This is a genomic window from Arenibacter sp. F20364, from assembly GCF_023015905.1.
Taxonomy (GTDB): Bacteria; Bacteroidota; Bacteroidia; order Flavobacteriales; family Flavobacteriaceae; genus Arenibacter.
In genome coordinates, this window is sequence record NZ_JALKBD010000022.1 from 50,793 (window position 1) to 69,826 (window position 19,034).

16 protein-coding genes are annotated in these 19,034 nt (G+C 38.5%); 6 read left to right on the forward strand and 10 right to left on the reverse strand.

From position 1 onward, the window contains the following. From MWU84_RS16925 to MWU84_RS16935, 3 genes are all read left to right on the forward strand, one after another. Positions 1-939 (forward strand): hypothetical protein, encoded by a 939-nt coding sequence (locus MWU84_RS16925; RefSeq protein WP_246903919.1) that lies wholly within the window; start codon positions 1-3, stop codon positions 937-939. 170 nt (positions 940-1,109) lie between these two features. Beyond that, on the forward strand, positions 1,110-1,712 hold the full coding sequence (locus tag MWU84_RS16930) for a DUF4254 domain-containing protein (RefSeq protein WP_246903921.1): 603 nt from the start codon (positions 1,110-1,112) through the stop codon (positions 1,710-1,712). A gap of 48 nt (positions 1,713-1,760) precedes the next feature. Further along, on the forward strand, positions 1,761-2,888 hold the full coding sequence (locus tag MWU84_RS16935; protein ID WP_348647880.1) for a glycosyltransferase family 9 protein: 1,128 nt from the start codon (positions 1,761-1,763) through the stop codon (positions 2,886-2,888). Between the two features lie 223 nt (positions 2,889-3,111). Here MWU84_RS16935 and MWU84_RS16940 read toward each other — a convergent pair whose 3' ends face one another. The 4 genes from MWU84_RS16940 to MWU84_RS16955 form a co-directional block, all read right to left on the reverse strand. Beyond that, on the reverse strand, positions 3,112-3,726 hold the full coding sequence (locus MWU84_RS16940) for a TetR/AcrR family transcriptional regulator (protein WP_246903923.1): 615 nt from the start codon (positions 3,724-3,726) through the stop codon (positions 3,112-3,114). Between the two features lie 210 nt (positions 3,727-3,936). Continuing rightward, a complete protein-coding gene (gene arsS / locus MWU84_RS16945; RefSeq protein ID WP_246903925.1) occupies positions 3,937-4,992 on the reverse strand; it encodes an arsenosugar biosynthesis radical SAM (seleno)protein ArsS in 1,056 nt (351 codons plus the stop codon). Between the two features lie 129 nt (positions 4,993-5,121). Then, positions 5,122-5,457: an arsenosugar biosynthesis-associated peroxidase-like protein gene (locus tag MWU84_RS16950; RefSeq protein WP_246903927.1), complete on the reverse strand. Its 336-nt coding sequence runs from the start codon at positions 5,455-5,457 to the stop codon at positions 5,122-5,124. Between the two features lie 185 nt (positions 5,458-5,642). Further along, complete coding sequence (locus MWU84_RS16955) at positions 5,643-6,347, reverse strand: DUF2064 domain-containing protein (RefSeq protein ID WP_246903928.1); 705 nt, start codon at positions 6,345-6,347, stop codon at positions 5,643-5,645. Positions 6,348-6,693: 346 nt separating this feature from the next. Between MWU84_RS16955 and MWU84_RS16960 the strand changes: the two genes are divergently transcribed. Continuing rightward, positions 6,694-7,854 carry an iron-containing alcohol dehydrogenase gene (locus MWU84_RS16960; protein ID WP_246903930.1) on the forward strand — a complete coding sequence of 387 codons (1,161 nt, stop codon included), beginning with the start codon at positions 6,694-6,696 and terminating at the stop codon, positions 7,852-7,854. A 140-nt stretch (positions 7,855-7,994) separates the two neighbouring features. Here the strand turns inward: MWU84_RS16960 and MWU84_RS16965 are convergent, their stop codons facing one another. From MWU84_RS16965 to MWU84_RS16985, 5 genes are all read right to left on the reverse strand, one after another. Next, positions 7,995-8,501, reverse strand: a complete 507-nt coding sequence (locus MWU84_RS16965; RefSeq protein WP_246903933.1) for an OmpH family outer membrane protein — start codon at positions 8,499-8,501, stop codon at positions 7,995-7,997. A gap of 296 nt (positions 8,502-8,797) precedes the next feature. Then, on the reverse strand, positions 8,798-9,625 hold the full coding sequence (locus tag MWU84_RS16970) for a class I SAM-dependent methyltransferase (protein ID WP_246903935.1): 828 nt from the start codon (positions 9,623-9,625) through the stop codon (positions 8,798-8,800). Between the two features lie 624 nt (positions 9,626-10,249). Then, positions 10,250-12,118: a tRNA uridine-5-carboxymethylaminomethyl(34) synthesis enzyme MnmG gene (gene mnmG / locus MWU84_RS16975; protein ID WP_246903937.1), complete on the reverse strand. Its 1,869-nt coding sequence runs from the start codon at positions 12,116-12,118 to the stop codon at positions 10,250-10,252. A 5-nt stretch (positions 12,119-12,123) separates the two neighbouring features. Next, the gene (ybeY, locus tag MWU84_RS16980; RefSeq protein WP_246903943.1) at positions 12,124-12,543 is read right to left on the reverse strand and encodes an rRNA maturation RNase YbeY; all 420 of its coding nucleotides are present in this window, start codon (positions 12,541-12,543) and stop codon (positions 12,124-12,126) included. Continuing rightward, on the reverse strand, positions 12,536-16,027 hold the full coding sequence (locus tag MWU84_RS16985) for a hypothetical protein (RefSeq protein WP_246903945.1): 3,492 nt from the start codon (positions 16,025-16,027) through the stop codon (positions 12,536-12,538). The genes ybeY and MWU84_RS16985 overlap by 8 nt, the downstream gene beginning before the upstream one ends. Positions 16,028-16,137: 110 nt before the next feature. Here MWU84_RS16985 and gltX point away from each other — a divergent pair, with 110 nt between their 5' ends. Then, positions 16,138-17,649, forward strand: a complete 1,512-nt coding sequence (gltX, locus tag MWU84_RS16990; RefSeq protein WP_246903947.1) for a glutamate--tRNA ligase — start codon at positions 16,138-16,140, stop codon at positions 17,647-17,649. A gap of 152 nt (positions 17,650-17,801) precedes the next feature. Further along, a complete protein-coding gene (locus tag MWU84_RS16995; RefSeq protein WP_246903949.1) occupies positions 17,802-18,734 on the forward strand; it encodes an SPFH domain-containing protein in 933 nt (310 codons plus the stop codon). A gap of 84 nt (positions 18,735-18,818) precedes the next feature. On the opposite strand, the gene MWU84_RS17000 is transcribed toward MWU84_RS16995, so the two are convergent. Continuing rightward, positions 18,819-19,034, reverse strand: coding sequence for a DUF6327 family protein (locus MWU84_RS17000; protein ID WP_246903952.1), 216 nt, complete (start codon positions 19,032-19,034; stop codon positions 18,819-18,821).

Sequence of the window (19,034 nt, forward strand, 5' to 3'; positions counted from 1 at the left end):
ATGATTTCAAGCATTTTTGGAAGAACAAAACCAATAAATTATATAATACTTCTGGTATTTCTATTTTTCTTCTATTGGTTTGTGCACTTTTTCGTATTCCAAAAATCGTATTCACCTGAACAATTATTGGGGAGAACGGCCATTTTGGGGTTTTTATCGTTTAGTATTTTTGTGGTCAATTTCATTGCACTAAGGAACAAAATAACGGGAGGAAATTCACTGGCTATCCTTTTTTATACCTTGTTGATCGTGCTTTTTCCGGAAGTGCTCATAGATTCCAATGCCATTCTATGTAGTTTTTTTTTATTGCTCTCCATCCGTAGAATCCTGAGTATCCGAAGTCTTAAGGACATTAAATTAAAAATTTTCGACGCCACCTTTTGGATACTGATAGCCAGTTTATTCTACGATTGGGCCATACTGTATCTCATTGTAGTATTGGTGGCCATTTATTTTTACGATCCGAAAAATTTGAAAAATTGGTTGGTCCCATTTTCTGCCATTATCGCCATGGTACTTATTTTACTAGCAGTATTGGCTTTGAGCAACAATATGGAATTTTTATGGAGCCACTTTTTTTTTGATTTTAAGTTTAATGCCGTTTATTTCTACGACTGGAGCAATAGTACCCTTTTATTTCTTTATGTGTCCATAGTTTTGCTCTGTGGCTTTTTGGCATTTGTAAAATTGGGCAATGTGGGAGTAGGAAAATTGGTGACGATGCGACTCATTGTCCTTCTATTTTTTATTGGATTGCTGGTAAAAGTTTTAAAATCCTCCCCGGACACCCACCCCATTTTAATTACTTTTTTCCCCGCAGTAGTTTTTATTACCACCTATGTTCAATCCATTAAAAAAGATAGCGTCAGGGAAATTGTACTCATGGTATCGGTTATAGTTCCCTTTATCGTATTTCTTACCAACCTGATAATGAAGTAATAAATAAGCCGTCCCAAACAATGGTCTTTAGCAAATTACTATTCGAGCGTTATTATATTTCTCCCTATAATTGAAAAACTAGACAGAAGAAAAAAACGAGAAAATAGCCCATTAATAAATAGAATCCGTTTTTTAAATAAACGGTATCTTTGCCTTAAAATATTGTCATTATGTTCAGTGATTTTGCCTTTAAAATATTTGAAGAAAGTATTAAAAAATACCATTTAAAAGATGAGGTATCCCAAGTGTTTATCAATCCATATCCAAAAGACGATATATCCCATCTCCTATATCGCAAAAATTGGATAGACACGGTGCAATGGCATTATGAGGACATTATTCGCGACCCCAATATTGAGCCAGTGTCGGCGTTAAAATTAAAAAGACAGATTGATGCCAGCAATCAGGATAGGACAGACCTGGTGGAATTTATTGATAGTTATTTTCTAAATAAATACCAATCGGTAGAAAAAAAAGCAGATGCCACCATAAATACGGAAAGTCCGGCTTGGGCCATTGACCGACTATCCATTTTAGCTCTGAAAATATATCATATGCAGCAAGAAGTGGATAGGAAGGACGCTTCCCAAGACCATATCCAAAAATGTCAATTAAAGCTCAACGTCCTATTGGAACAAAAAAAGGATCTGTGTTCCGCAATAGATCAATTATTAGAGGATATTGAATCTGGGCAAAAATACATGAAGGTCTATAAGCAGATGAAAATGTACAACGACAATGAACTAAATCCGGTACTTCGCAAAGCCCCTTAACATCAAAAAGTTGAAATCGCTTATTTTGGGAAATCAACCCATATATAAATGGAAAGAGAGCATAATTCTTCCCTAAACACTACTGGGACAACTACAAGTAGCATTGGAAAACCTTCTTCAGTGATCGGGGAAGAACTACATATTTTGGTAATTCGTTTATCGGCCATGGGTGATGTAGCCATGACCGTTCCTGTTATCTCAGCCTTGGTGGAACAGCATCCAAAAATAAAAGTTACACTGCTAACCCGAGGATTTTTTAAACCTATTTTTGCCGAAATCAAGAATGTCAGCGTTTACGGGGCAGATGTGAAGGGTAAACACAAGGGCATATTTGGACTTTGGAAGCTCTACAAGGAACTTAAAGGCCTGAACATAGATATGGTTGCCGATCTGCACAATGTACTCCGTAGCAACGTCCTTAAAGCTTATTTTATGCTAGGATCCATTCCATTTGTCCAGGTAGACAAAGGTCGAGCAGAGAAAAAGGCTTTGACCTCCTTGTCCAAAAAAATTTTTAAGCCTCTAAAAACCACCCACCAGCGCTATGCGGATGTTTTTGGTAAATTGGGATTACCTATAGATGTGGAAACGGCCAGGCTACTTCCCAAAAGGTCCATTAACCCCTCTGCAAGGAAATTGGTAAATGAAAAGAGAAAAAAAATGATCGGTATAGCTCCGTTTGCAGCCTTTGATGGTAAAATGTATCCCTTGGATTTGATGGAAAAGGTCGTCACTGCACTAAACGCAACTGATCATTACAAAATTTTGTTTTTTGGTGGTGGGGAAAAGGAAAAGGGCCTGTTGGATAAATGGGCCGATAAATTCCGCAATAGTACAAATCTGGTAGGCAAATTGGCCTTTGAAGAGGAATTGGCCTTAATATCACAGTTGAATCTTATGTTGGCCATGGATAGTGGCAATGCCCATTTGGCAGCATTATTTGGAATCCCTACCATAACGTTGTGGGGTGTTACCCACCCCTATGCGGGATTCTATCCGTTTAAACAAGATCCCCAAAATGCATTGTTGGCGGATAGGGAGGAATTTCCATTGATCCCAACCTCGGTCTATGGAAACAAATACCCCTCTGGATACGAAAATGCGATGCGCTCCATTGCTCCTGAGGATGTTATTTCCAAAATTGAGGAAATCCTAAACAAGAATATATTACCGTAGGCAGTCGGGTGATTTTGCGAAGTGTGAAAATTATGTAGCTGGGTTGACTGGCCTAGTCACTTCGACAGAGCGTAACATGAACGGCAAAAAGTCGCACAAGTAGCCTTTTAATCCAAAGACCTTGGGCAGCGTGGGAATTCTATCCTAGATGAATTGAGCCACAAGTGTGATTTCTCCCTCTGGTCGAAATGACAACGATACCCACTTCAATCTAATTATTAAATTATGCCGGCTCTTTGTACTCTATTAATTTAAAGTACTGCCGCAGTTGCTGTATGTATTTATAGCGCAAGATTTTACTATTGCCCTCGACCATTAAAGTCCGTATCCCGATATAGGACGAAATGAGGTAGGTAGCCACAGCTTCACTATCTACATGCCTGTCTACATATCCGTCGGTTTTTCCTTTTTGAAGGGCCGTTACCAAATTAACTTCCCATACCTTCAAAATATCCTGTAGGTAGTTCATTATGTCCGGGTTCTTCCCGTTAAATTCAGTAATGAAGTTGCTCAAAACGAATCCATAATCCAGGAAATTATGCTCTGCAGTTTCCAATGCATTATCAAAACAAACAAGTATATTGTTTAATGGATCTTCCTGTCCCTCGATAGGCGCTATAAGATCGCTGTATACCTTTCTAAATAGAAGGTTCTGAACAATGCTAATAAAAAATTCCTCCTTGGACTGAAAATGGTAATAAAACGCCCCTTTGGAGAGGGACAGTTCCTTCAAAATATCATCAATACTGGTATTGTAGTAGCCCTTTTGGTAAAATACCTCTAAGCCGGTAGTTTGTATTCGCTGCATGGTGGCCATGCGCTTCAATTGTTTGTCCATAAGATTTGGTTTTCTATAAACAGACCTATTAGTCTTTTACTCTAACTCCAATTTTGGCCTTTTATTTAATAACCAAAGCTAAAATTAACTTTAAATCGATAAAATACACTAAAAAACTAAAATTAAGTCAAATCTTGAACCGCAACAAACCAATTGGTCCTTTCATATGCCGATTTCAAATCTCCTTTTTAGCACAAAAAAGGCAACCATTTAGGTCACCGACCCCTGGCAACTACTCCCTGCTCCAGCGGTACATCCATAACAATGTTGGGATACTATTATGTTTCTATCGTTTAGAACATCTTCGTTATAGTCCTTTATGTGCTTAATTTTACTAGCCACTTTAAGGCCTAACATCTGATTAAAGTCACAGTCATACAACCATCCGTCCCAACTCACCGAGATGGTATTGGTACACATAACATTGGCCACTGCAGAAGGGTTATAGGCTTCTACGAGGGAATACATATAATCTTCATAATTGTCTGAAGCTATCAAATAATCCAAAAAACGGGCTATTGGCAAATTAGTAATGGCAAAGAGATTGTGGAATTGTATTTCAAAATCCTCTATTAGCGCCTTTTTAAAATCGCGCTCCAAGGCAGACTGGTCTCCTGGTAAAAAAGCCCCGGACGGATTATAGACCAAATCTAGACGCAAGGAACTACCGGGCATACCATATCCTACGGCATTTAGCTCCTGAAGAGCTTTGATCGACTTATCAAACACCCCTTCTCCCCTCTGTTTATCAGTTTTTCCACGGGTGTAGTGTGGCATAGATGAAATAACGTGAATATTATGTTTCTTAAAAAATTGAGGAAGGTCATAATATTTTTTGTTGGCCCTTATGATCGTAAGATTGGAACGCACTATAAAATCCTTTACCCCTGCTTTCGCTGCCTCTTCTACAAACCACCTAAAATCTGGGTTCATCTCTGGGGCACCTCCTGTTAGATCCAAGGTGTGGGCACCGGTATTGCGAATAACTTCCAAACATTGCTCCATGGTTTCCCGAGTCATTATTTCTTTTCTATCCGGACCTGCATCCACATGGCAATGTTCACAGACCTGGTTGCACATATAGCCGACATTGATCTGTAAAATTTCCAATTTTTTTGGACGTAAAGGAAACTGCCCTATCTGGGCAATTTTATCCTTAAAATAGGGAAGTTCCCCCTCTTCAAAAATCCCACCATTAAGGATCTCCATTTGTTTATTGCCCATTACAAGAGCTTCATCCCTTGCCTTTAAAGATTTTGTCGCCATTATATTTTATTAAGTTTTAATATAGAATAAGCTTGAAAGATTACAGGAAGTCGAGCATTTCTACCACTACCTTCCCGGAAAACCCTCATAGGACATTAGCCGTATTATTCCCTTACAACGCTATCGGTATTACATGGATAGCTTATTGTACTTATTCATCATTTGAACCCCATGTACCAAGGTGGCACCGCTTTCGATAGCCGCACCTGCATGTACCGCCTCCATCATTTCCTCCTTGGTTATCCCTCTTTGCAGACCATCTTTGGTATAGGCATCTATGCAATAGGGACATTTTACCACATGGGCCACTGCCAAGGCTATTAGTGATTTTTCCCTAGCACTCAATGCTCCTTCTTCAAATACCTTTCCATAATAATCAAAGAATTTAGTGCCTAATTCCTCGCTCCATTCGGTTATCTTTCCAAATTTGCGCAAATCTGCCGGGTCGTAATATGAATCTGCCATTGTATGTATTTTTATAGTTATATTTTGGAAAACCTTAATTAGTTGGGGTTTCCATAATTATTGATTAGGTTAGAACACGATATCCCTTGCATGAAAATATTGGTAGGAACAATAGAATTGCATTGTACCAATTCCATAGTTTTGAAGTATATAAGCTTAAAGTGTTATAAAAAATGAATTTCTGCTTAAGACAGAATAGTTGATCCAAAAGGAGAGCCCTTATTGAAATATTTATTTTCAAAATTAATTCTTACTAAAATGCACTGATGATGAAAGTTCCACTTCATCGGGGCCAGTAAGGAAATGATTAGTTGAATTATTTTTTTAAAACCGGTCCTATATGCGTTTAGCACCTTCTTTAAATCGGATGGATGATCCAAATCTTGAAGGATATGCAAGCGAATTACCTGAACATTATGTGCTTCAATTAGTCCCGCAATTTTTTTGGAAAGAGAAGTGGTCTGCCAGGGCAACTTCCTAAAATTGCCCTCATGAAATTGGGATTTATGGAGGCCCATCAAATAGAATCCACCATCCGTCGACGGTCCTAAAACAAACTTTTTAGCATTAATAGATTTTGAAGCCTTCAGTATATCATTGGACTTTAGATGAGGGGTATCATTACCTATCGTTATAACACTTTCAAATCCCTTGTCGAAAACAGAATTGATAGCATTAACAAACCGCTCACCAAAGGAATTTCCATACTGCTCTTTTTCCGTTAGCAAATAAAAGGGAAGCCCGGTTTTCTTTACCGTATTTAGAGCATGCTCTGTTAGGGAACCGAAGAGTATATTGCCTTTGGAAATGGCCTTATTTCTCAATTCTTCCGTTGAAGAATTGGCAAATATCAAAATAGCCGTTCTATGTTTATTTATAAGTTCTGGCATTACTCTATTGAATTCACAAACATGCTCCCTATCTTGGTCGTTGGCCTAAGCATTTCATTACAAAATAAAGGAATTCCATTCCCTCACAAAGTCAAAATTAAACTAAATAGATGGCAATACTATTAAAAGTTAGTTGGGCCAGGAAGAAAGATGGCCAAAATCCTCTGATAAAATGACTAGGGAGCTATACGTTCAGTTAATGCCATCCATAAACCAGTGCCCGACCAACCGGTAGAACATTCCGATTACTATTGTTTTGTTAAAGTCGATTACAAACTGAATGAACATTCATTTTTATTTATCTTTGCACTGAAATCACCGAATGTTCAATTTTATAAATTCAAATATGAATAATTTTAAATATAAAAATCCGACAAAAATATTGTTTGGTAAAGGACAAATGGAAAATTTGGCCGAAGAGATTCCGGAAAAGGCAAAAGTTCTACTGCTTTATGGCGGAGGTAGCATTAAAAAAAATGGTATTTATGACCAAGTAAAAAGGGCCACTCAAGAATTTGATGTCATAGAATTTGGAGGTATCCCCGCCAATCCTGAATATGAGATTCTCCTTCGTGCCCTTGAAGTTATAAGAACAGAAAAAATCACCTTTATGTTGGCGGTTGGTGGTGGTTCTGTTCTTGATGGAGCAAAGTTTTTATCGGCTGCCGCATTATACCATGGCGATACTCCCTGGGACTTGTTAACCCAAAAAACACCAACAACAAAAGGCTTACCCTTTGGAACGGTCCTGACCCTGCCTGCCACAGGATCCGAAATGAATTCCGGAGCAGTAATCACAAGAGAGGAAACCAAAGAAAAATTGGCCATGGGAGGACCTGGATTGTTCCCGGTATTCTCCGTTTTAGATCCACAGGTTATAGTCTCCCTTCCACAAAGACAATTGGCCAATGGTATAGCCGATGCCTTTAACCACGTATTGGAACAATATATCACTTACCCGGTTGGAGCTTCCCTACAAGACCGCATGGCCGAGAGTGTCTTACAAACTTTGATAGAAGTGGCTCCAGCCATAATGAAAGATCCAACCAACTATACTGCAGCATCCAATTTTATGTGGAGCTGTACTATGGCGCTTAATGGTATATTGCCTGTGGGTGTGCCAACAGATTGGGCCGTACACGCCATAGGTCATGAACTAACCGCCCTTTATGGAATAGACCACGCTAGAACTTTGGCCGTTATTGCTCCAAGTCATTATCGTTATAATTTAGCTAGTAAAAAAGAAAAACTGGCACAATATGCCGAGCGGGTTTGGAACATTACCGACGGTACCTTGGAGGAAAGAGCCAAATTGGGTATTGAACATACCGAGCAATTCTTTCATGAACTAGGAATAAAAACCAAACTCTCCGAATACACAAAGGAATTCCAAGGAACCGCTCAAGTTCTTTCCAAACGATTTACCGATAGGGGTTGGTTGGGTTTAGGTGAACATAGATCACTATCACCCTCAGATGTTGGGAAGATTGTGGAGATGGCCTATTAGATTAGGAAACCTAATTTCATATCATTTAATCAGATGGCCAAGAATATCTTACGAACGCTTTTTGTGCCATAAAAAAACCTCCGAATTATTCTTCGGAGGTTTTTTCAATGAGCCCTATTTCAAGAGCTATCTATGCAATATTATTTCTTATAATTATCGTTCAAAATTTTAACGATGGCATCGGTTACATTATGGGCTTCTTTTCCATATAGAACACTACCTCCATCGCCGCCAGTTAAAATAAAGGAATACCCATTTGACTCCCCATAAGCTTTGATTTCTTCTTTTACCTTAGACACCAAGCTATCCATTTCAGTTTGACCCTGCATCTGTAATTGCTGTTCCTCCTGTTGTAACTGCTGTCCAATAACCTGACTACGCTGCTGTAATTGACTATATTCCTCTTGTGCCTTAGCCTGCGCCATTTTTTGGGCCTTAGCTTGGAATGCCTGGGCCTCCATTTGAAAAGCTTGGGAAATACTATCCCTCTTTTTACCAAAAGCTTCGGTTCTTGTCTTGAAGTTAGCCTCAATATCCACTTTCTCTTGATAAGTGTCCATTAGCTTCACATTATCCACAAATGCTATTTTCTCTTGCTGGCAAGATATTGTACCTATAAATACCAACGCCAAAACTAATTTTTTCATTTTCTCTTTGGTTTAAATTTGGGCAAAAATAGAAAAGCTTTTTTAGAATAGGGGAAAAATCATTATTATTCATCATAGTCACATGTATTAAGTAAGTTATCTTCTATAATCAACTTTAGAAGCAAAAAGGATGATAATTTAGTAAAATAGATAAAATTGATAACCAACTAAATCCAAATAGATTTATCTTATTTATAACTGTGCATTAAGATGGCCACATAAAGCCCTTCCCGTTCACTAAATACAATTAGTCGCTTCACTCGAGAAAATCCCCTTAAAGGCTCTTAAAACAGATATTACGCCTTCTTTAAAACATAAATCAACGAAGAATACTCCTTAGACCTTAAAGCACGTAAATTAGACTTCAAACCAATCCAAAATGCCTTCGCAAATTTTTGCTTTCCTCTCTTATACTTCTCGGACAGTAGGGAAACATAAAAGGCATCAAAAATCATCGGCTTCGTCTTTACCAATTTCATTCCGTGTTCTGCAAAAATATTTTGAATGCTATTTCTAGAAAAATGCCATAAGTGTCTAGGTACATCAAATGCCGCCCAAAATTTTTTGTAGTGATATGCATCATAAGATTTAAAATTTGGTACGGCCACAACCAGGGTTCCCTTTTCTGATAGGAGTCCTACCAATTTTGAAATCTGCCTATCCAAATCTGGTACATGCTCCAATACATGCCACAGGGTAATAACATCATATTTTTGCTGAGGTAGTAAATTCAAATCGGAGTAAAGTTCTATTCCCTTCTCAGAAGCCTTTCGTTTTGCCAGTTCATTAGGTTCTACCCCAAAAACCTCCCACCCCTGCTTTTCAGCAACCGACAAAAAATCCCCCGTGCCAGCTCCCACATCCAAAAGTTTTTTACCAGTATCAGAATAGGCATTAATAAGAGCCAACTTCCTTTTTAAATTGTACACCTTAACCGTTTGATAGATTTTGTCCAACAAAGAACTTTTAGCATCGGTATGGGAAATATAATTCTCACTTTCATAATACCTTGCCAAATATTCCGGTTGTGGGGTGGTCACCAACATATCTAAAACTGGATCATGCAATAACTTAAATGACTCCCCAGTGAGCGTAAAATCTTTAGTCTCCAAATAAAGTTTCATGGTTTTGATAAGCGGATCTTTATAATTTCTCCAAGCTACGAAGATACTTTAAAACAGGTATCCTTGAAAGAGAAATTAAACGAAGATTTTATTTTTGACATTGGTACTACTACCCCAACAAGAAAATGAAAAGATTGTTGAAACCAACAAATTCCCACCTCATTCTTCTACAGTAATATTCAATCCTAAAATCCAAAATATTTAGTGTCTGCCGAATAATTATTCATTCAAATATCCATCCGCATCACACAAAGAAAACAACCATCAATTAAACCTTTCCCAACAGCAAAACTGATAAGAAAAAAACTGCCATAAAAATTCAAAAAATATAAAATAAAAAACTATCTCGGGGCAAGTGCCCGAGTCTTTTAATCTGGATTATAGCTTAAAATTCCCAACAAACGAATCTCCGACTTAAGTCCAAAAACTAAATTTTACCTCTAGCAATTTACCTTCCTCTTAAGCAACTACCGGACAAAAAAACACGACACAAAAAAAGGTATTTGCATATCCTTTAATGCAAATACCTTTTTTTATAATTAAATACATAAACCCTAAACAGCCTCAATAAAACCATTGCGCACATGTATGTTCCACGTGGAACATAAGCACCCGTATCTAAATTTAACGACCCATATAGACCAGTAAAACGCTAATATCACTAGGGGAAACTCCACTTATTCTTGAGGCCTGTGAGATGGTCACTGGCTGTATGGCTTTAAGTTTTTCCCTTGCTTCAAATGAAAGGGATTTCAGTTGACTATAATCAAATCCCTTTGGGATCTTTATATTCTCCAAGCGTTGCAATTTATCGGCATTGTTCTTTTCCTTGGCGATATAACCAGAATATTTCACCTGAATCTCTGCCTGTTCCAAAATCTCCCTGTCCAGATTATTATCAGCAACAAAGGCAGAAACCTCCTCCAATTGTAACATATGATCCATAGTGACCCTTGGTCTAGAAAACACCTTAAACATCTTATCCGGTTGTCTTACTCTGGAAGAATCAACACTCTCCAATATAGGGTTAATATCATCAGGCTTAAAACTGGTCTCCCTAAAAAAATCTATAAAGGCATTCGACTTTCTCTCCTTTTCTTCCATCTTCTCCAGACGATCCTTCTTCGCCAATCCCATTTGGAAACTCTTGGGCGTAAGCCTTAAATCGGCATTATCCTGCCGCAAAAGCGTCCTATATTCTGCTCTGGATGTAAACATCCTATATGGCTCTTCTGTACCCTTGGTAATAAGGTCATCCACCAAAACTCCAATATAAGCTTCATCCCTATTAAGAATAAAGGCCTCCTTTTCATTGATTTTTAAATGTGCATTTATACCTGCCATTAAACCTTGGGACGCGGCCTCTTCATAGCCGGTAGTTCCATTAATCTGACCTGCAAAATAGAGGTTATCTATCAACTTAGTTTCTAAGGTATGCTTTAATTGAGTAGGTGGAAAATAATCGTATTCTATAGCATAACCAGGTCTAAAAAACTTCACATTTTCAAAACCCTTTACAGATTTTAAGGCCTTATACTGAACATCCTCTGGCAAGGAAGTTGAAAAACCATTAACATAAACCTCAACCGTATTCCAGCCCTCCGGTTCAACAAATAACTGATGACTATCCTTATCAGCAAAACGATTGATCTTATCTTCTATAGATGGACAATACCGAGGACCCAAACTTTTAATTCTTCCATTAAACATTGGGGAACGATCAAAACCTTCTCTAAGCAAATCGTGCACCAAAAGACTGGTATGCGTCATATAACAATCTCGCTGATGAGTCAATGCCTTAGTATCGGAATATGAAAATTTCTCCGGTATATCATCTCCAGGTTGAGGTATCATTATAGAATAATCCAATGATCTACCATCCACCCTTGGTGGGGTACCAGTCTTCATTCTGCCGCTTTCAAAACCCAATTGAACCAACTGTTCGGTAATACCAGTGGCCGCTTTTTCACCAGCCCTTCCTCCACCAAACTGCTTATCCCCTATATGAATTAAACCATTTAAAAAAGTACCGTTAGTTAATACTACAGATTTTGCTCTTATATCCAACCCCAAGGAAGTCTTTACCCCTACAGCTTGACCCTTTTCCACCAACAGCCCAGACACCATTTCCTGATAAAAATCCACATTGGGAGTATTCTCCAAAGCCATCCGCCACTCCTCCGCAAACCTCATTCTATCGTTTTGAGTCCTAGGACTCCACATAGCAGGACCCTTGCTTTTATTAAGCATTTTAAACTGTATAGCGCTTTTATCACTTACAATACCACTATACCCGCCAAGAGCATCTATCTCACGAACAATCTGACCTTTTGCAATTCCGCCCATCGCAGGATTACAGGACATTTGCCCTATAGTCTGCAAATTCATGGTCACCAATAAGGTCTTAGAACCCAAATTGGCAGCGGCAGCGGCAGCCTCAGCCCCAGCGTGACCGGCTCCTACAATTATAACATCGTATTCCTTTTCAAACATAATTTTCAATGTTCCACGTGGAACAATTTAATTTTTTCATCTTCCTTATTCCTCATTAACAAGGATTCGTCTTCACTCTTATCGCCAAAACCCAAAAGGTGTAGCACCCCGTGAGCCATTACCCTTTTCAACTCCAAGTCAAAATCCACACCAAAATCCGAGGCATTCTCCCTAACACGATCAACAGATATAAAAATATCACCAGCTATTCCACTAAAATCTTCATAAGGAAAAGTAATAATATCCGTATAGGTGTCGTGGTCCAAATACTCCTGATTAATCCTAAGCAGATACTCGTCATCACAAAAAATAAAGTCCAACTGACCGTAGCCCCTATTTTCAGAAACAACTATCCTACTAACCCAATCGGCAAACTTGGTTTCGTCTTGAATACTAAAATCTGCCTCGTAATGAAAATCAATCATCTATTTTAAAATAATCCTTAACCTTCATCTGATAATTTTGCTGCAAAGGTAACGCTTGTCGATTTAAAATCTCTACATCATAACGATAATTATCTAATATTGAGGGTCTAGAAAGGATAGGGTTTTGAAATGAATCATTCCCTGTATTACTCTTCCTTTCCTTCCTCTCCCCTTGTTTCATAACCGCATTGTCCAATTTCAACATTTCCCTATTTATATTGTTCATCTTATTTATGCTTTCTTGGGTAACCCCACTTCTCAACAACTCATTCTGGAAATCTTCCATCTGCCGAATCAATTTCTCTCCCAACTTACGATCATCATTATTAATAAGGTTCCGTAACTGATCCTCCAATTGTTCACGCAACGCCTGTTGTTCCTTATAAATTTCATAAACTTCCTTCAATTCTTCTTCTGAAGCCCCGGTCCCCTGACCACCAGTACCCAACTCATTGCCAACACCTCCCCCTTCACCATTACTATTGCCAGAACCGTCCTTAGAGCCCTTTCCTTTACCATCTTTCCCTTCCCTACCATCTTTCCCTTCCCTACCATTATCCCCTCCATCACCATCTTTCCCTTCCTTTCCACTATTCGCAGGCTTATTACCTTCGCCACCACCTTCATTACCTTCACCAGGTTTCTTTCCCTCAGAACCCTTTTGGCCGATTTCACCCAACTTCTTTCCCAATTCTTCTTGGCCCTTGATAATATCCGGAAGCTGAAAACTATCCTTATCTCCCTTACCAGAACCCATACTCATATTTTCCTGCATATTCTCCAAAACATTTGCCAGAAAATCCGAAAGACTATTTGATGCCGATAAAACATATTTTTGATAAGAAGCTCCCTGGTACATCTCACTCTCCGCCATACTTTCCAAGGCCTTATCCAAATTATAGTAAACTTCACTTATCTGCTCATTTACAAATTCAGAAATTTCAGCCTGCCTCAATGAAAGAGCAAACAAACTGTCATCAACATGACTGAATAGCTCCCGTAACTCCTGCTGCCTTTTTATACTACCAACGCCCATAGCTACGGACATATCAGATTCACCAAGACTTTTATACAATCCCTCCTGCTTAAACGAAAAAGTGATCAAATTGTCCAACAATTGCCTTAACATTTCAGCGTCCTCAGCGGTGGAAGAACCTCCACCAGAACCGGAAACAGATTGCTTTAAACCCTCTGATAGTTCCTTCATCTTTTTAGCAGCAGATTTTTGCTTGGCCCTAGCCTTCTCAGAGGATTCCTTATCCTCCCCAGACTCTTTATCTTCTTTGGAATACTTCCCAATCTCCTCCAAAGCCTCCTCAAGATCCCCTAAAGTCGCATCTATATTTTTCTGATCCAAGTTTAAACCCAACGGCTTTTTCAAACTAGAATCGTCCTTTTTCAATTCATCCAACTCCTTGGACACCTTTAAAAATTCTGAACCTACCTTCTCCTGCTCTTTTTTAAGAAAATCACCTCTTCTTTCAAACTCATCACCCATCAAAGACAACTGCTTCCCAACCAATTTATCCAACTTAATGGATAACTGATGAGCCTTCTGCTGAACGTAATAGCGTTTTGTCAATTCCAACAACTGTTCCAAGTTCCTATCCGAATTCTTTTGTTTTTTACCCAATTCTTCCAAGCGTCTGGCCAATTCATCCTTGTCCAACTTCTCGGCTAACTTGTTTAATTCATCCAACAACTTCTCATTTTTCTTCGCCTCCAATTCCTGACGATCAAGTCGCTCTTCCAGTAACCTTTTCAATTTTCCGTCATCTTCAGACTTCTCAAGATTATACTTTAACTGCCCACTAAACTTCCTCATAAGGTCTTCTTGAAGTTTTTGTTGTTTTAAAAAATCCTTAATCCTATTCTGATCAGAAAAACTTAAACTACTATTTTCCCTTTCCTTTTTATTAATTTCCTTTAAGCTTTTCTCCTGTTCCTTTGACATTTGCAAAGACCTGTCCAAACTATTTACAATAGACTTATGATACTCCAACTCCTTCTCCTTCAGCTCATTAGAATCTAACAAAACAGAGCTAAACACCTGGCTCTTAGTTGCTTTGCCTCTGTGAATAGCATCATTGTCCACCACCTCAAAATAAAAATCATACGACACACCCTCCACCAAATCCAAGCCTGAAGGAAAAGTATAATAAAACTTATCATAGTTCACTTTAGGTTCGGACAAGACCAAGACCTTCTTATCCTTTTCCCCCTTCTTATAATAAATCAACCTTACAGTACTTAACTGATAATCATCGGTTGCCTCGCCAACATAATAGGATAAATTAGGATTTAAGGAATCCAAGACCTGATCTACCCGTAAACTGGGATAAGCATCCCTAACAACCTTTAAACGATACCCCAACCTCTCATAACTACTGACGTTGCCATTTGAAATTGACAACTCATAGTCCAAATCAGAAAAAACTCGTTTACCAAAATCGAAGATTTCATCCTTCTTGTTAAAATATTCAATACTATCCCCTACATGAAAAAGAACCTCATCCGTATCCTTGGTATCCATCCTCCACAATACCCTAGTGCCCTCAGGAAAAACCGCGCTGCCAGTACTTTTTATAACCTCATCACTCTTATTGGTATAATCAGGATAATCTAAAATCAAATCAAAATCAATAATAGAAGGGGTAGCCAAAACATTCAAAAAATAGTCCTTAGACCTAACATCGTTGGCAACAAAGTAAAAAGGAACACTCTTCAAGGGAGGGGTAAAGATATACTGATAAAAACCCTCTTTAAACTGTAAAACAAACTCTTCCCCATCTACCACAATAGAAATCCCTTCTGGCTTAACCTGACCTTCCGTTGTCACTAGTATAGTGAAAGAACTGTTCTCCAAGACATCCAATTCCGAAGAAACCAACTTAAAAGTAAAGGGAGCAGGAGGCTCATAAGCCAAATCATAATTAATTACTCTTTTATAAGAACTGAAATACGAAACAACATCCCCAGAAACCCATATTACAACCACAACAATCAAGGGCAAAAGCAGATATTTAGCATATCCTACATTCTCCTTAATATCTATAGCCCTCACAAAAGGCACAACACTAAGCTCAGTAGATCGTTGTTCTATACTGGCTAATAACAACTCCGACTTGGATTTACTATCGGCAAGGTCCAACAAATTGTAGAGTTTGTCATCTACCTCCGGAAAATGCTTACCTATAAGGACGGAAGCTTCCTTGTTACTTAAACCACGTTTCCATTTTAATAGGAAAAACAAAGGTGTGATAATAAACTTCCATACCAAGAACAACTCTACAGCCATAAAAAGAATCAACAGCAGCAACCTACCGGTAGAATTCAACCATAAAAAATACTCTATCCCCAAGACAATCAAAAAGAAAAGCAGTCCCAAGGCCAAAAACAGCAGCACTCCCTTAAGCAACATCTTGGTATAGAATTTAGCTATAAAGGCATTAAGCTTCTCTAGAATATCATTATAATTGTTCACAACAGATGATTTTATAACCAAGATACAAAAAAGGCCACTAGTCCCAAAGGCGCATAAACGCCTTAACCAAATAGAACACTTTGTGTATCTTTGCGCAAAAATAATACTTCATGACCAAAAAAGTACGTGTTCGCTTTGCTCCTAGTCCTACAGGGCCATTACATATTGGCGGTGTTAGAACTGCCCTATTTAACTATTTGTTTGCGAAAAAGCACAAGGGCGACTTCATTCTAAGAATAGAGGACACAGATCAAAATCGCTATGTTGAAGGTGCAGAACAGTACATCATTGATGCCCTAAACTGGTGCAATATTCCTTTCGATGAAGGCCCAGGAAAAGAAGGTAACTACGGCCCCTACAGACAAAGTAATAGAAAAGACTTATATAAAAAATACGCAGAGACCCTTATTGCAAGCGGTCATGCCTATTACGCTTTCGATGCCAGTGAAAGATTGGATTTTCATAGACAAGCCCATGAAGAAAAAGGCAAAACCTTTATCTATAATTATCACAACCGCCTAAAACTATACAACTCCTTGTCTTTAACACCAGAGGAAACCAAAGAAAAACTGGATTCCGGTGAAGATTTTGTTATCAGATTTAAAACACCACAAGACACCGAACTTCATCTCACCGATATGATCCGGGGAGATATTAAAATTGATACCAATACCCTAGACGATAAGGTACTGTTCAAGAGTGATGGAATGCCCACCTACCATTTGGCCAATATTGTTGATGACCACTTAATGGAAATTACCCATGTTATCCGCGGAGAAGAGTGGTTGCCCTCCTTGGCACTTCACCAACAACTATACGAGGCCTTTGGATGGGACGCCCCAAAATTCGCCCACTTACCATTAATAATGAAACCTGTGGGCAAAGGTAAGCTGAGCAAAAGGGATGGCGAAAAAATGGGATTTCCTGTATTTCCTCTTACATGGAAAGAATCCGTTGGCTATAGGGAAGCAGGTTATTTTCCGGAAGCCGTTATCAACTTCTTGGCATTGCTGGGGTGGAATCCAGGTACAGAGCGGGAAATATTTTCACTAGACGAACTGGTTACTGCCTTTAGTTTGGAGAGAGTCAACAAATCCGGAGCCCGATTTGACCCCGATAAAACCAAATGGTATAATCAGCAATATATGCAAGCCAAGGACAACAGTCTTCTCGTAAATGCATTTATGTTGGACTTAAAAACCAAAGGCGTTGACCTACCCAAGGACAAGAACAATGCCGAATATGTGCAACAAGTTGTTTCTTTAATCAAGGAGCGAGCCACCTTTGTACATGAATTTTGGGAACTGGGTAACTATTTCTTCTTTACACCTGAAACCTATGATGACAAGGCAGTAAAAAAACAGTGGAAAGAAGATACTGCAGGCATAATGACACAATTGTTATCCCGTTTGGAAGGTATCACAGACTTTAGTTCCGAAAACCTTGAAACCCAAGTAAAACAATGGATTACAGAAAAGGAACTCTCTTTTGGTAAGGTAATGCCTCCATTACGATTGGTTATTGTTGGTGAGATGAAAGGTCCCCATATATTCCACATAATGGCCCTAATCGGACAAACGGATTGTATTGATAGAATAAAAAAGGCTATCTCAATCCTATAATAAATCCATTAAACACATTATATAATCCTTCACCGTTTATAAGGAGAACACCATTCTGGTGCCAGGATAAAAGATTTGCAACTTATAAGCACAAATTGCGACAAATTTGCAAAGACTTTTGTAAATTCATTAACTAATCTAAACACTTAATCATGGGTTCATTTTTACTTATACCATTATTACTTTTCGGTTTTGTTATTCTTTTTTCCTCCTTCTTTACCGTAAAGCAACAAACAGCTGTTATTATCGAGCGTTTTGGTAAATTCAGTAGCGTAAGGACATCCGGTCTCCAGATAAAAATTCCATTGGTAGATCGTATTGTAGCCCGTGTTGGGCTTAAAATTCAGCAATTGGATGTAATTGTTGAAACAAAAACTCTAGACGATGTTTTTGTAAAACTTAAAATATCTGTACAGTACGTTGTTCTTAAGAACAAGGTTTACGAAGCCTTTTATCAATTGGAGTATCCCCATGATCAAATTACTTCCTACGTTTTCGATGTCGTACGGGCGGAAGTGCCAAAAATGAAATTGGATGACGTTTTCGTAAAAAAAGACGATATAGCCATTGCCGTTAAGACCGAACTTCAAGACGCCATGCTGGACTATGGGTATGATATTATTAAAACCCTTGTAACGGATATTGACCCGGATGCACAAGTAAAAGAGGCCATGAACCGTATTAATGCCTCTGAAAGGGAAAAAATTGCAGCCCAGTTTGAGGGAGATGCCGCACGTATTCTAATCGTTGAAAAAGCCAAAGCCGAAGCCGAAAGTAAACGACTGCAGGGGCAGGGTATTGCTGATCAGCGTAGGGAAATAGCCCGTGGATTGGAGGAATCTGTAGAAGTATTGAATAAGGTCGGCATAAACTCGCAAGAGGCCTCTGCCCTAATTGTAGTTACACAACACTATGATACACTACAATCTATAGGAGAAGAAACCAACACCAATTTAATCCTGTTACCCAACTCGCCACAAGCCGGAAGTGATATGTTAAACAATATGGTAGCCTCCTTTACGGCAAGTAATATGATAGGGGAGTCTATGAAAAAACAAAGTATAAAAAAGAAAGATCCCAAATAGTCACGGAACTTATACTAAAAAAACCTTTTACCTCTTGCTGCTACAAGTTGTAAAAGGTTTTTCTATTATATTCAAAAAAGATAACTAACTAAATTTTCGAAGCAACTTCTTGACCACAAAGGAAATAATTAATTTCTGAGCTATACCACTAGCCCCTCCCAACAAATTTGTCGGATAAAAGGTCGTCTTTACATTATTAATATGAAGCTTTAACTGTTCCTTATCAATTTCTCTCTGCAACTTTAGGATTTTGAGCTTTTGATCTATTTCATCAAAAGAATTAAACGAAGGCTTTACCAT

What these genes read in the sequence shown, in the direction of transcription:
- MWU84_RS16925 (WP_246903919.1), top strand. Translation starts at nt 1, where the DNA reads ATGATTTCAAGCATTTTTGGAAGAACAAAACCAATAAATTATATAATA.
- MWU84_RS16930 (WP_246903921.1), top strand. Translation starts at nt 1,110, where the DNA reads ATGTTCAGTGATTTTGCCTTTAAAATATTTGAAGAAAGTATTAAAAAA.
- MWU84_RS16935 (WP_348647880.1), top strand. Translation starts at nt 1,761, where the DNA reads ATGGAAAGAGAGCATAATTCTTCCCTAAACACTACTGGGACAACTACA.
- MWU84_RS16940 (WP_246903923.1), bottom strand. Translation starts at nt 3,726, where the DNA reads ATGGACAAACAATTGAAGCGCATGGCCACCATGCAGCGAATACAAACT.
- arsS (WP_246903925.1), bottom strand. Translation starts at nt 4,992, where the DNA reads ATGGCGACAAAATCTTTAAAGGCAAGGGATGAAGCTCTTGTAATGGGC.
- MWU84_RS16950 (WP_246903927.1), bottom strand. Translation starts at nt 5,457, where the DNA reads ATGGCAGATTCATATTACGACCCGGCAGATTTGCGCAAATTTGGAAAG.
- MWU84_RS16955 (WP_246903928.1), bottom strand. Translation starts at nt 6,347, where the DNA reads ATGCCAGAACTTATAAATAAACATAGAACGGCTATTTTGATATTTGCC.
- MWU84_RS16960 (WP_246903930.1), top strand. Translation starts at nt 6,694, where the DNA reads ATGAATAATTTTAAATATAAAAATCCGACAAAAATATTGTTTGGTAAA.
- MWU84_RS16965 (WP_246903933.1), bottom strand. Translation starts at nt 8,501, where the DNA reads ATGAAAAAATTAGTTTTGGCGTTGGTATTTATAGGTACAATATCTTGC.
- MWU84_RS16970 (WP_246903935.1), bottom strand. Translation starts at nt 9,625, where the DNA reads ATGAAACTTTATTTGGAGACTAAAGATTTTACGCTCACTGGGGAGTCA.
- mnmG (WP_246903937.1), bottom strand. Translation starts at nt 12,118, where the DNA reads ATGTTTGAAAAGGAATACGATGTTATAATTGTAGGAGCCGGTCACGCT.
- ybeY (WP_246903943.1), bottom strand. Translation starts at nt 12,543, where the DNA reads ATGATTGATTTTCATTACGAGGCAGATTTTAGTATTCAAGACGAAACC.
- gltX (WP_246903947.1), top strand. Translation starts at nt 16,138, where the DNA reads ATGACCAAAAAAGTACGTGTTCGCTTTGCTCCTAGTCCTACAGGGCCA.
- MWU84_RS16995 (WP_246903949.1), top strand. Translation starts at nt 17,802, where the DNA reads ATGGGTTCATTTTTACTTATACCATTATTACTTTTCGGTTTTGTTATT.
- MWU84_RS17000 (WP_246903952.1), bottom strand. Translation starts at nt 19,034, where the DNA reads ATGGTAAAGCCTTCGTTTAATTCTTTTGATGAAATAGATCAAAAGCTC.